The organism is Bartonella sp. AC130YNZD (assembly GCF_042196865.1).
Taxonomy (GTDB): domain Bacteria; phylum Pseudomonadota; class Alphaproteobacteria; order Rhizobiales; family Rhizobiaceae; genus Bartonella.
The window spans coordinates 1-13,997 of the sequence record NZ_JBHIQZ010000016.1 but is presented as its reverse complement, the minus strand read 5'-3'; the positions used below and the strand labels follow the sequence as shown (position 1 = coordinate 13,997).

General features: G+C 36.9%; 11 protein-coding genes and 1 pseudogene. 9 read left to right on the top strand and 3 right to left on the bottom strand.

The annotated features are described in order from the left end of the window. Window positions 1–59 precede the first annotated feature (59 nt). Window positions 60–1,091, top strand: a complete 1,032-nt coding sequence (locus tag ACFINU_RS06885; protein ID WP_375618537.1) for an aspartate-semialdehyde dehydrogenase — start codon at window positions 60–62, stop codon at window positions 1,089–1,091. Between the two features lie 283 nt (window positions 1,092–1,374). Here the strand turns inward: ACFINU_RS06885 and ACFINU_RS06880 are convergent, their stop codons facing one another. Beyond that, window positions 1,375–2,013, bottom strand: a complete 639-nt coding sequence (locus ACFINU_RS06880) for an SH3 domain-containing protein (RefSeq protein WP_375618538.1) — start codon at window positions 2,011–2,013, stop codon at window positions 1,375–1,377. Window positions 2,014–2,520: 507 nt separating this feature from the next. On the opposite strand from ACFINU_RS06880, the gene ACFINU_RS06875 reads away from it, so the two are divergent. The 4 genes and pseudogenes from ACFINU_RS06875 to ACFINU_RS06860 all read left to right on the top strand — a co-directional run. Further along, entirely contained in the window at window positions 2,521–3,339 is an 819-nt protein-coding gene (locus tag ACFINU_RS06875) for a MetQ/NlpA family ABC transporter substrate-binding protein (RefSeq protein WP_375618539.1), read from the top strand. A 27-nt stretch (window positions 3,340–3,366) separates the two neighbouring features. After that, on the top strand, window positions 3,367–4,401 hold the full coding sequence (locus tag ACFINU_RS06870; protein WP_375667477.1) for a methionine ABC transporter ATP-binding protein: 1,035 nt from the start codon (window positions 3,367–3,369) through the stop codon (window positions 4,399–4,401). Then, entirely contained in the window at window positions 4,394–5,053 is a 660-nt protein-coding gene (locus ACFINU_RS06865) for a methionine ABC transporter permease (RefSeq protein ID WP_375609233.1), read from the top strand. Before ACFINU_RS06870 ends, ACFINU_RS06865 begins: the two co-directional genes overlap by 8 nt. 442 nt (window positions 5,054–5,495) lie before the next feature. After that, window positions 5,496–5,793: pseudogene (locus ACFINU_RS06860) on the top strand (integrase); the annotation flags it as partial. Between the two features lie 172 nt (window positions 5,794–5,965). On the opposite strand, the gene ACFINU_RS06855 reads toward ACFINU_RS06860, so the two are convergent. Further along, complete coding sequence (locus ACFINU_RS06855; RefSeq protein WP_375618540.1) at window positions 5,966–6,445, bottom strand: MaoC family dehydratase; 480 nt, start codon at window positions 6,443–6,445, stop codon at window positions 5,966–5,968. A 162-nt stretch (window positions 6,446–6,607) separates the two neighbouring features. On the opposite strand from ACFINU_RS06855, the gene ACFINU_RS06850 reads away from it, so the two are divergent. Beyond that, window positions 6,608–7,942 (top strand): NAD(P)H-dependent oxidoreductase, encoded by a 1,335-nt coding sequence (locus tag ACFINU_RS06850; protein ID WP_375618541.1) that lies wholly within the window; start codon window positions 6,608–6,610, stop codon window positions 7,940–7,942. An 807-nt stretch (window positions 7,943–8,749) separates the two neighbouring features. Here the strand turns inward: ACFINU_RS06850 and ACFINU_RS06845 are convergent. Then, complete coding sequence (locus ACFINU_RS06845; RefSeq protein WP_375618542.1) at window positions 8,750–9,106, bottom strand: hypothetical protein; 357 nt, start codon at window positions 9,104–9,106, stop codon at window positions 8,750–8,752. Window positions 9,107–10,588: 1,482 nt separating this feature from the next. Here ACFINU_RS06845 and ACFINU_RS06840 point away from each other — a divergent pair. The 3 genes from ACFINU_RS06840 to ACFINU_RS06830 are packed head-to-tail and all read left to right on the top strand — an operon-like array spanning window position 10,589 to window position 13,344. Then, window positions 10,589–11,332 carry a creatininase family protein gene (locus ACFINU_RS06840; RefSeq protein WP_375618543.1) on the top strand — a complete coding sequence of 248 codons (744 nt, stop codon included), beginning with the start codon at window positions 10,589–10,591 and terminating at the stop codon, window positions 11,330–11,332. Between the two features lie 22 nt (window positions 11,333–11,354). After that, entirely contained in the window at window positions 11,355–12,362 is a 1,008-nt protein-coding gene (locus ACFINU_RS06835) for a CobW family GTP-binding protein (protein ID WP_375618544.1), read from the top strand. A 10-nt stretch (window positions 12,363–12,372) separates the two neighbouring features. Continuing rightward, window positions 12,373–13,344, top strand: a complete 972-nt coding sequence (locus tag ACFINU_RS06830) for a WD40 repeat domain-containing protein (protein WP_375618545.1) — start codon at window positions 12,373–12,375, stop codon at window positions 13,342–13,344. Window positions 13,345–13,997: the final 653 nt, after the last annotated feature.

The window sequence follows — 13,997 nt, the reverse complement described above, 5'->3', positions numbered from 1 at the left end:
CTCTCTCCTGAGTATAGCACGGGGAATAAACGTGGAGAGACATGAGGAGTATATAGAAAATGAGTTATAAAGTTGCAATTGTCGGCGCAACAGGAAATGTTGGTCGTGAAATGCTTACAATTTTAGAAGAACGTGGTTTTCCTGCGCATGAAATTGTCCCTCTAGCATCACGACGCTCATTAGGACAAGAAGTTTCTTATGGAGACAAAACTTTAAAAGTAAAAGCACTGGATACTTACGATTTTTCTGACACAGATTTTTGTCTTATGTCTGCGGGAGGGAGCATTTCCAAAGAATACGCCCCTAAAATTGCTGCTGCCGGCTGTGTCGTCATCGATAATTCCTCCACGTGGCGCTATGATGCCAATGTTCCGTTGATAGTCCCTGAAGTCAATGGCGAAGCTATAAATGCCTTTTCTAAGCGTAATATTATAGCAAATCCTAATTGTTCAACAATTCAACTGGTCTTAGCTTTAAAACCTCTCCATGATGCTGCAATCATTAAACGTGTTGTTGTCTCTACATATCAGTCTGTTTCTGGAGCTGGTAAAGAAGGAATGGACGAACTTTTCGAACAATCACGCGCAGTTTTTGTTGCAGACCCAATTACATCAAAAAAATTCACTAAACGCATTGCCTTTAATGTCATTCCTCATATTGATGTTTTCATGGAAGATGGTTATACAAAAGAAGAATGGAAAATGACGGTTGAGACGAAGAAAATTCTCGATCCGAAAATTAAATTAACAGCCACTGCTGTTCGGGTCCCTGTCTTTATCGGTCATGCCGAAGCCGTCCATGTTGAATTTGAAAAACCACTAAGCGCATCTGAAGCACAAGCGCTCTTCCGCGATGCACCAGGCTGTCAGCTTATCGATAAACACGAAGATGGTGGTTATACCACACCTTATGAAGGTACCGGAGAAGATGATACCTTTATTAGCCGTGTTCGTGAAGATATCACCGTTGAAAATGGTTTAGCTTTCTGGGTTGTCGCCGATAATTTAAGAAAAGGAGCAGCATTGAATGCCGTTCAAATTGCTGAATTGCTCATTTCTCGTAATTTGATAAAGCCTAAGTCCGCAAATTAACGCCCTATCCGAAGGACAAAGAGCCCCTAGCCGGTCTGTCAAAAATCCGGCTTCTCTTCAGTATAACCTTTCCCAACTGAGGATTCATATCACCATCCTAAAGAACTGTAATCCAAGGTATTATCAAATTTTACTCTGAATATCCTTGAATGCCTCGCCACCTTAAGTTAAGCATTGCCCCTTAATGACCATTTTACGCTACAATAGGATCAGCAGCATAAGCATTGTTTGCTTCATGCTGCTGATCCTATTTGTCATTCCGGTTATGAAATTAACTTTACCCTTATCGAGCAGGATAGGTCACGACACGGTAACGCGTTTCATTACGTTCAAAATTTTTGTAATTGACATTATCAGGAAAGGATGGATTATAAGCACTCACGTGATTTACAGAAACGCCTTGTGCTTTTTGCGACGGATTTAAAATTGTTCGTTCATCCCTTTTTTTAACACCTGTAGAATCGATAATCATATCTGTTCTGTATAGTTTTTGCATATTTTTCCGTGTTTTTTGAATCGCCGGAAGAGCTTTAAAGTCGAAAACAGCCTGTTTTACTTTTTCTTTTGGCGGTTTTACCATGGATTTTGATTTTGCTGGCATCTTTTTAAAAGCAATGGTAGGAACATCGTTAACATTGACGTAACGTGCAGATGCCCAACCAACTTTTCCATGATAACCAAGAGAACACCAAGTTTTATTGGATAGGCAGCCATAAATTTGCACTTTTGCTCCCATTGGAACCATTGCGATAACTTTATAAGCTGTCGCAGGGCCTGTGCGTAAAGATACCTGACCTGATGCAACACGAGCAACTGTTCCTGTAATGGTTCCAGCTTGTGCGTGAAAAGCAGTCACAGCCACCCCTGACGCTCCTAAAGCCCATAAAGTCATCATTGTTGATAAAAATTTCTTTCTTAACATTATTTTTCTTCCTCTCTTAAAACGTATGAAGGGCAAAAATTCGCCTTTGCAAAAATTTGCCGCGTTTAAATCCAATGATCAGCAACCTTTATTCCCCCCCCAAAAAAACCACAACATTGCAACAAAATTTCTCTTTATCGCCTACACGAACACGGCCTTTTGATCTTGATTGCGCAGTATGTTCTTCATGAATTTACGGCTAAAGCATCATCTGATTGTCGGGTTCTTCAACCAATTGTCCCTTACAGAAGTTTTTAAAGGGGCATTGGTTCCCTCAACAAATGATTGCAATAAAAGAATTAATTATTTGAATTTCAGAGAATTTCTATGAACAAATGATGATCAGCCCCCAAAACAACTAAAATAGAAGGAAAAATAATACTCTTTTAAAAATAAAAGTGATTGAATATTCTCTAAAGCTTGTATAACTTTAAATCTGCCTAAAAAGATACAGAGTATATTGAAACTTCCCTCAAAAAATTTCTCGAAAAAGAAAGTTAAAAGCATATGACATTAAAAAATTTTTCTCGTAGTCGGATTATAGGATTATTCCTCTCTCTCTTTGCACTTTTTTTGTCTACTGCTTTTTCCATGGCCGCAGACAAAACAAAAATCAAACTTGGTATTATGGAAGGGCGGGATGCGATTATTTGGAAAACTGCTGCTGAACAGGCTAAACAAGCCGGTTTAGATATTGAACTCGTTTATTTTTCTGATTACGCTTTGCCTAATGATGCTGTTAACGCAGGAGAGATCGATGCGAATGCTTTTCAGCACGCCCCTTATCTTAATGAACAAATGAAACAACGTGGCTATAAACTTTCAATTGTCGGCTATACATTTATTGCTCCAATCGGTGTTTACTCACACAAAATAAAAGACTTAAAAGATCTTCGTGATGGTGCTCATGTTGGTATTCCGAACGACCCATCTAATGGTGGAAGAGCCTTACTTCTTCTCAATTCTTTAGGTCTCATTAAGTTAAAAGATCCTCATAATATTCTTGCATCTCCACTTGATATTATCGAAAATCCTAAAAACCTGCAAATTCGTGAGCTCGATGCTGGTATGTTAGGACGAGCTATTGACGATTTTGACCTTGCAATTATAAACACAAACTGGGCTATTGTTTCCGGATTAAACTTCGAAAAAGATGTAGTCGCATGGGAGAGTGCAAAAAATAATCCTTATGATAATATCATCGTTGTACGCACGAGCGAAAAAGATGAGCCATGGGTTAAAAAATTAGTTGCCGCTTACAATAACGATCTTATCCGTGCAAAAATCAAAGAGATTTTTGGCAATACCGCCCAAACATCTTGGTAATTGTGCCAAATATCCGAGTAATTGTGAATGAAAAAACCTACTCTTATCTCCTTAAAAAACATCAGCCGTTGTTTTAACAAAACAGCTAGTGTTCCGGTAATTAATAATCTCTCTTTAAATATCCATGCTGGTGAAATCCTTGGCATTATTGGGCGCAGTGGAGCAGGAAAATCAACACTTATTCGCTGTTTAAATGGGTTAGAGAAGATTGATGCAGGGTCCATTTTTTTTGAAGGTGTTGATATTTCCAATCTATCAGAGATAGAATGGGCGCCTTACCGTCAACGAATTGGGATGATTTTTCAACATTTCAATCTTCTCTCATCGCAGAATATTCTTGATAACATTGCATTGCCGCTTAAATTAAGTGGTGTAAGTAAAAAACAACGCCACAAACGTGCCCTTGAACTGATTGAATTGGTTGGGTTATCTGGGAAAGAATATTGCTATCCGGCACAATTGTCAGGAGGGCAAAAACAACGCGTTGGCATTGCACGCGCTCTTGCTGCTAATCCTAAAATATTGTTATCAGATGAAGCCACCTCTGCTCTTGATCCTGAAACAACACAATCTATTCTAGAGCTCCTTGCTGATATTAATAAACACCTCAATCTCACGATTGTGCTCATCACCCATGAAATGGAAGTTGTGCGCACCATAGCGCATCGCGTTGTTGTTCTTAATCAGGGAAACATTGTAGAGGAAGGACGTGTGAAAGACATCTTTACATCACCGCAAGACGATACAACCATAGCCATGCTCAAGCTTGTAACCCCGCAACTTCCTGAAAAATTTGCGAAAAATCTCAAACCAATCGGACGAGAAGCTGTCATTGAAATTAATATTGCCGGTGAAATTGCCCAGCAGCCTTTTCTTCATCTTCTAGAAAATGAGAGTGGTTTAAAAGCACGTATTTTGCATGGTGGCATTGATACAGTTCAAGATGAAACCATCGGGAGACTCTTCTTGGCTCTTCCTGGAGAAGATAAAGAAGCTTTAGAAAAAGCTGTTCAATGGTTAACGAAAAAAGGACGATATTGTGAGGTCTTAGGCTATGTTTAATGTTCTGTCTCATGAACTTCCCCAAGCTGTTATTGATACAATATTGATGACACTTAGTGCTTCTGTTATGGCATTTATTATAGGGCTTCCCCTTGGTCTTCTTCTTCACACAACAGCACGCGGAGGGATTTTTTCCTCATCTCTCATCAATCGCCCTTTAAGCATGATCATTGACAGTATTCGTGCCATTCCCTTTATCATTCTTGCATTTTATCTTCTTCCCGTTACGCGTATCGTTGTAGGAAGAGGGATAGGAATGCCTGCTGTAATTTTTATACTAACCATTTCAGCTATCCCTTTTTATGCTCGCATGGCGGAACTCTCTTTTAAAACCGTTGAAAACGGTCTCATTGAAGCAATCCGCTCGATGGGTGCAAGTCGTCTTCAAATTATCAGACATGTCCTTATTCCTGAAGCTCTCCCTAGCCTGATTACAGGTTTTACAGTCATGGTCATTTCTCTTATAGGAGCCACCTCACTTGCTGGATATCTTGGTGGAGGCGGTTTAGGGGATATGGCAATCCGCTATGGCTACCAACGCTACAATACCTTCATCATGACCATCGTCATCATCCTTTTGATCGTGCTTAATATTACAACCCAATGGACTTCTGATAAAATCGTACAAAAACTTGATAAAACAAAACATTAAAAGACTTAGAATTTCACATGCCAATACCATCATCCTCTTTGCCACTTTCCAAGTGCAACAACCCTTGCCTATCAAAAACACTCATAAGAGATTAGGAACTTTTTTCTTAAACAGTTTTTATCTCTCCCCATCCGTTTGTAACATGAAAGAAAATAGTTTTAATGGCTTTAATATAAAAGGGGATAAAATAAGAGATCTCACAGTATGTGAGACTCTCTTTAAATTAAGACATTGGTCACGACCTTTCCCAACCTTAGATAACACATTGAATTTATAATAATAATATGGCGTTATTCATATTGAATGAGAACTCTAAATACCGTAAGATCCTCTCATTCCCAATTTGTTCCATATAGAATCAACCAAAACCTCTCGCTTGCACGTTACAAGCGGGAAGAGCCGTGTGAGTAAAAACTATACAAGAAAGAAAGGCATGCCTCTTATGAATTATCTCAAGCGCCAAGACCTGTCTTAACATTGGCGGCTAGCATATAATATGATGGTGTCGACTTTCTTCTTCACAAGCATCAAGATAGGGGTGCTCAATGGCTTTATCGTTATACTATTCATAGGCGCCATTGCGAAATAGGTGTGACGAGCGTTGAAGATGTTGCTTTAAAATAAGCCCGTGAATTGGCAACGCAAGTATATTCCATTTGAAGCGTTCTGTTTTACGTGATGGGTATGATCCCATTAAAGAACGCTATAAACAAAAGCGTGAAGCAATGCACTATCTTCATTAGGAAACTCCTCTTCAAAATGATCTAGGAAAGATAGCAACCCGCTATGGCTATCAACGCTATGATAGCTCCAGCATATCTATCATTCTATAGATTATTCTCAATATCATCATTGAAGAAACTTCTAATAGAATTAGTATAAAAATTTTATAAAATAAAACACTCAAATAATCTAGATATTGGAAGGTTTTTCTTCCACAACAGCAACAATAAGCCATTGAGCTGTAAGAGCTGGTTTTTTTAACTTTTCAATTTCCACCGTAACCCCATAATGGAAAACCACTCGACCAGAAGGGCGAATTTCTACGTCTTCTAACACAAAACGCGCACGTATCCGTACCCCTGTTTTCACAGGACTCATGAAGCGTACTTTATCGAAACCATAATTAATCCCCATTGTGCTCCCTTCCAACTCTGGAAGAGCTTCATAAGCGAGCGTAGACAAAAGCGATAATGTTAAAAAACCATGAGCAATCGTGCCGCCAAAAGGTGTTTTTTTAGCCTTTTCCTCATCAACGTGTATCCATTGATGATCATCTGTAGCACATGCAAACTGATTAATCATATCCTGTGTAACAAGACGCCACTCCGATAATCCCACTTCTTTCCCAATAAAACTGGTGACATCTTGTACTGTTATTTTTTGCTGCATAACGCTATTCCTATTTTATTTGATAAAAAAACCACCCCTCTTGCTTTTATAAAATCCATTGATTAGAGCATCAAGAATAAAAGATTAATTGTCTTAAAAACAAATGCACCTTATGAATGAGAAAAGTTCTTTAGCAGAATAGTTTTCAAATAGGAAAAAAGAATGGCAAGCAATGTGAACCTAACAGGTTTAGCGCATGATTTGAAACAACGTGCAGAAAACCATCCCCCCATCCGTATTGGACTGATTGGTTGTGGTGAAATGGGCACAGATTTATTATCAAGTATTGCGCATATGGATGGTATAACAGTCGCTGCTGTAGCCACGAGGACACCGTCACGTATTTTTGATGCCGCTACACTAGCCTATGGCGAGGATGGACATGTCTGTGAAGTTGAAAATACTTATGCTCTCACGCAAAGCATTGAAAAAAATTTGATTGCAGCAACAGATGATATTAACCTTGTTTTGCGTCATGAACAAATTGATATTATCGTTGATGCAACAGGCTATCCCGAAGCAGGAGCAGAAATTGGTATCAAAGCGCTTAAGAATAACAAACATCTTGTCATGATGAATGTTGAAGCAGATGTTACAATTGGCGCTTATCTCAAACATGAAGCAGAAAAACGAGGGCTCATTTATACACTTGGTGCCGGCGATGAACCTACTTCTTGTATGGAACTCATAGAATTTGTTTCAGCCCTTGGACATAAGATTGTTGCAGCGGGTAAAGGAAAAAATAATCCTCTACTCTTTGATGCTACACCTGACGCTTACGAAGAAGAAGCATTTCGGCGTAATATGAATGTGCGCATGTTGGTTGAATTTATTGATGGTTCTAAAACGATGGTTGAAATGGCAGCCATTTCCAATGCCACCGGACTTCTCCCCGATTGCCCAGGAATGCATGGACCACGAGCAGCACTACAAGATTTAAACAAAGTGCTTATTCCAAAACAAGATGGGGGCATTTTACAGCAATATGGTGTTGTAGATTATTCAATAGGTCAAGGTGTTTCACCAGGTGTCTTTGTCATTGCCGAAATAGCACACCCACGTTTACGCGAACGTATGGAAGATTTAAAAATTGGTCAGGGGCCTTACTTCACCTTTCATCGCCCCTATCATTTAACAGCAATGGAAGTTCCCCTCACCTGCGCACGTATTATGCTTTATGGCAAAAAAGATATGGTCCCTCTTAGCCATCCTGTAGTAGAAGTCTGTGCTGTTGCTAAAAAAGATTTACATCCAGGTGATCAGCTAGACTTTATCGGTCTTTATACTTATCGTGCTTGGATAATGAACATTTCAGAAGCACGCGCTCACCACGCCATTCCTTGTGGTCTTTTAGAAAAAGCAACAGTAACAGCTGCAATTAAAAAAAACGAACTCATTACAGTACATAATACTGCTATTCGTGAAGATCAATGGATTGCACGTCTTCGTGCTAAACAAGACCTTTTACTTCATTGCCCTTCTTCCGCTAAACTATAAACACTCCTGAATTACCTTACTTAACAGTATCCTTCCCTTAGGCAACAGAATAACCCAGAATACACTTCTATCGCAAATACAAGTTTATGTTTTAATAAAAGCATTTTCCAACGATGCACATCACCACTTCCCTCTCACAATATGTCCGGTAAATGCGACAGTATAAACCACCCCATGAGATGGCATAAGATTCATTGTGTATTACTATCTTTACTCTATGAAGATACAAACCAGCACCATCATTTATTTGCCAATAGTACAACAGTCCTTGAACCTTAGAGATAATTCATAAGAAGAATTTTTACTCTTTTTTTAATAATTTTGTCCATACACGAACACAACTTGTTATACATAAAAATACTTTTGATGGATTTAACATAAACAAATTTAAAATGATAAATAATAATTTCTCATTTTTCTTATTGCATGAGAGCCATGGATATAGGGATATTTTTTATTTTATCCCCTTATGAAAGATAAAAAAATTTAAAAAGGATAAAATATACCTTTGATGAATAATCTTCATATGAGAAAAGGCAGACAATATTAAATACTGATAAAGATAGTAATTATACTAACCTTATTACTAGAATAATAATCATAAACTGTAAAAAAATCAGGTTACACTAATTTGTAAAAAAAAACATAAATGTAGGATCTTGAACTTTAATAATGTTAATAAAAGCTACATTTAGTATTAAGAGTAGTAATTTTATTATCTATTGCAGTATAAATAATTTAAAATATTTATTTTTTTAAATAATGAAGTGAACAAAAAAATCCTCGACTCTGTCGATGAGCTTTCTACTAAAGTGTAATGAATATTCCAAAAAGAGATACAACAGCACCTAATACATCCCCAATACATAAAGAAGCAAGAAGTGATAAAATACCTATTCCCCCCCAAAAGGCTGAACCTGAAAAGGCAGCAGCTTTTTCAGCTTTCCCTAAAGCAATAACATCTTGTTTCTCAACGCCTTGAATAATAACTCTATCCACAGCTTTAATAGCTACATTTTTTTCTAGTGTAGGAATAGTAATTGCTATTCTCTCTTGAACTTTATTTTTTACAAAACTTGCATTTCCCTCTATAGTTTGTACAAAAAAAAGAATAAATAGTGTAAAAGTAAATGAACATACACGATTTTTAAATATTTTAAACATAGCTTTCTTTGCTCCTCTTTTTCTTCACTGAAAAAATGAAAGAATATTCACATATATAAAAACCAAAACTTATATTTAATCATTTATATAATTACACATAATAAAATATTATATGTAATTTTATTATTATAATATAACACATTATGTATTACATGTAAATATAAAAAAACAATAAATGATAAAAATAATTTATTCCTTTTACACCATAATAAATCAAGATACTAATAGTAATATTATTTTGTCATTTTTATTGCTATAATTAAAAATAATAATAATTTGTTAAATTTCTTATTATAATAAATATTACGAAACAAATTAATTTTAAAAAAAATTATATAATAGATCTTTTATAAATAATTTGAAATGTAATTAACTTTAAAGAACTATAAAATTTAAAACTGCCAATATAATGATATATTATTGTCTATTATTTCAATAAACATAAAAATGAAATAGTCCTTAATGGATTTTTATTATATCACTTATCAGTAATATTGAAAAATAAATTTGATAGCGAATAAAAACTTGATCTAAAAAAATCTATCCTAATAAAACAACCTTAAAATAGTGTACTCATTTTCTATAAAATAGGTATAAAAATGTAAAAAAGCAATTAAGATCTCTATTTTAAAATGGAAAAGACATTAATAAAATGATTCTCAACTTTTACTGATATATAAAGAAAACAATATCGCATAGCATCTTCAAAGAGGTAATTCAGCCCCCTTTATCTCATACAGAATAAAGAACACAAAATATTGACTTTCAAACCTAACAAAAAAAACGCATAAAATAAGTAAATCTATCAGATTTACAAAAATATTATAAGCAATACTAGAGCTCCAACAAACTACCTAAAATTAAATAAAAAGAGAGTCATGAAAAATGAAATAATCCCCAAAATACTGAAAAACAACTTTCTTTCTTAATTTTCATAAAAGTTATTCCATATTTTTCGTCAATATTGTAGAGCGCAGCCTTATTTATATTTTGAGTAATTATATTTACTCTGTATTAGTAAAAAATAATTCTCTTTGAAACAAATTTTTGGCAATATTCACATAACTGTCTGCAATTTGTGCAAAATAAATAATAATAATAAAGAATTAATCAAATGCTTGAAATAAAAGGAATATATAAAATTACTAAAAAATCACATTTTTAATAAATAATGAAAATATTTTTTATTATTTGATGTATAATCATTTAATATGTATGAATATTTACTTATTAAAAATGAGAATATACATCATAAATAATTACAAAAGATAACTATCTTGAGAAAGTTTGCCTAATATTACAGAAAAATTGCGTTGGCTTTGCTCAATAAAAGTTTCTCTATTTTTAACAAAGCTCTCATTTTTATGAATCCATATGTGATGTAAAAAGACGCCTATTTGCGTTTCTCTTATAGATAGATTAAATAATGACAGCACCTTCGATCACTTTGTCTATGTTAACTTCTCTTTTAGGCAATAATTTATGGTATCTAACAGGCCTTTTCTCGCTCTTTTACCTTTGGGCGCACACGAATATCACGGAGAGCACCTTCCTTTCGAAACCGACTGGATTATAGCTGAAGCTTTTGCAAAAGCCCTCACTTTACAAACAAAAGAGCAGTTTCATATCGCACTTTTACCGGTTGAAAAGATTGGCTATTCTATAGAACATATGGATGTTACAGGTACACAAACCCTTACCTTTTCTGATGCGATTAAGCGATGGATAAAGATTGGTGAAAACTGTTATCACAAAGGGATCAACCGTCTTCTTCTTCTCAATGCTCACGGAGGAAATTCACCTTTAATGAGCATTGTTATAACCGAATTACGAAGGCGCCTTTCCATGCTCGCTGTAGCAACAAGCTGGAGCCGTTTTGGTTTACCACAAAGTCTCATGGAGCCATCTCAACAACATCTTGATATCCATGGAGGCTTTATCGAAACCTCTCTCATGCTCTATTTAGCACCAGAAAAAGTCCATATGGAAAAGGCAGAAAATTTTCATAATAAACAAGCGGATATGATTGCCAATTATCGGTATTTACGTGCTTATGGTCCTCATGCCTTTGGTTGGACAATGCGAGATCTGAACACGCAAGGTGCAGCAGGAAATGCAAGCAAAGCAACACCACAAGCCGGTGAAGCAATCTTTTCTCATGTTCTGTCTCAGCTTCGTGATTTACTTGATGATATCAATCGATTTAACATAAACACATGGCAATAAAGAACAATAAAAGGTCTCTCCAATGGAAATGACACACCCCAAAAAACTTCCCGTTACGGTTCTCACAGGCTATCTTGGTGCTGGAAAAACCACCCTTCTCAATCGCATTCTCAATGAAAATCATGGCAAACGTTATGCCGTCATTGTCAATGAATTTGGTGAAATTGGTATTGATAATGACCTGATCATTGAATCAGACGAAGAAATTTATGAAATGAATAATGGCTGTGTTTGCTGCACCGTACGTGGTGATCTCATTCGCATACTAGAAAGTCTGATGCAACGTTCTCATCGATTTGATGCGATCATTATAGAAACGACAGGGCTTGCTGATCCCGTCCCCGTAGCACAGACCTTTTTCATGGATGATACTATCCATGAAAAAACAGCTCTCGACAGTGTCATAGCAGTCGTTGATGCAAAGCATTTTCCCTCTCAATTAAAAACAAGTCGTGAAGCTGAAGACCAAATTGCTTTCGCGGATATTATTCTTTTAAATAAGATTGATCTTGTCACCCAACAAGAACGCAGCCATGCTGAATCCCTTATTCTGGCCATTAATCCTCGCGCTATACTCTATACAACACAGCGCACCAATATCCCTCTTGAGTCACTCCTTAATCGTGGTTTTTTTGATCTCCAACGGACTCTCGATCATGAACATACACACCAACATGCCAACCATGTGTGCGGTCCCGATTGTCATCATGACCATCATCACGCATCCACCATTCATGATATTACCATCACTTCTGTAAGTTTAAAAACAGATGCTCTGCAACCAGAAAAGTTTTTCCCTTGGATCCAGCAGGTTACACAGCAACAAGGGCCTGATATCTTGCGTCTTAAAGGCATTATCGCCTTTCAAGGAGACGATGATCGTTACGTCATTCAAGGGATACATATGCTTCTTGAAGGACAACATCAACGCCCATGGCGTGAAGATGAAAAACGAGAAAGCCGCCTTGTCTTTATAGGACGCTCTCTTGATGCTGAAAAATTAAAAACTGGTTTTGAAAATTGCGCATAAGTGAGTGATAATGCCAAACATTACCCATTATGATCTCAAAAGTTACTGCCTTTCCTGCGGTTTTATAGGCAATAAACCAGCCTTTGTTTCCGTAGAAGGTCTCATTGTTTTTTTTAATCCAACCCCACAAATCGTTGAAGTTCACCAAGGAATAATTTCAAGCCATTTTTCCCATGACAATACCGCGATCATCACCGGTGGAGAAGATGGAAAAGTCTGTCAAACAACCGCAGCAGATCACACGGAATTGTTAAGCCAAAAAGAACGCAAATGGATAAACAACGTTGCTTTTGGTCCACAAAAAGCTTTTGCTTTTTCCTCTTCACGCCTCGCATTTGCGCATAGTGGAAAAGAACGACAAGAGCTCACACATGAACGCAGTGTAGAAGGCCTTGCTTTTGCCCCAAAAGGTTTGCGACTTGCCGTTGCCCATTACAATGGAGTCACTCTTCATTGGCTATCAACGCAAATATCTCCCACCACATTGGTATGGAAAGGAGCTCATTGTGGTGTCACCTTTTCACCAGACAACCGCTATGTCATTTCCACCATGCAAGAAAACGCCTTGCATGGCTGGCGTCTCACTGATAATCAGCATCTCCACATGAGTGGCTACCCAAGCAAAGTAAAAAGCTGGTCTTGGAGCGCAAAAGGAAAATGGCTAGCAACATCAGGTGCCTCTGCCGCAATTGTTTGGCCCTTGCATACAAAAGATGGCCCCATAGGAAAAACACCACTAGAACTAGGCACACGAGCAAATGCACTTGTTAGCACCGTTTCATGCCACCCAAACAAAGAAATTGTAGCAATAGGCTTCAATGATGGAATGATTTTAGCGGCACATTTTCATGATGGAAAAGAAGTCCTTCTAAAAGGTTGTGGGAAAAGCGCTATCTCAGCACTTAACTGGGATCAAGCAGGGCAAAACCTCTCCTTCGGTAGCGAAAATGGTGAATGTGGTATAATCAATATCACTGATTAAATTACACCGACAAGCGCAATTATCGCCGATAAAAAATGCCCACACAATCCTCCAGAAATCTTATCCCCGTGCATCTCCAGAGCTCTCAGAAATCCTATCTCCCTAATCTCCCCCCCAAAAATCTCCTAAAATCTTCGTAATCATTAAATCTTCCCTCTTCCTTTTCTCCCCCCCTTTAGACAAGAAAATACCTTAAACATGTTTTTTGATCTTTTAACATTGCTACCCCCATACAAGAATAAAAACATCATCCTCAAGACCGTCCCCCATCTCCCTATAAACATCTATATAGGCTACATACTTCCACAAAAGCATTTTTCTTAAAAATTCGGCAAAAAATAGCTGATATCATCATTAAAACAACGATTTATTCCTACGATCAGAAGAAGGGAATTCAACACTATTTTCCTAAATAAAAAATTTTTTGATTTCCCCTTCTAAAGGGCAAAGTTTCCTACGAGCAGCCTTCTACACTTCAGTTTCTTACCTAGAAAATTCCATCTAATAATCATTTCATGGAGCTTCTATTACCGCCCTCTGTTATGGTATCTCCTTCATCTCCGGATTCTGTTCCTTCTCCTTCTGTCCCTGTCGAACCAAAGCCTTCTGAGTCCTCTGATCCTTTAGATCCTTCATCTAATCTCTCTATACCG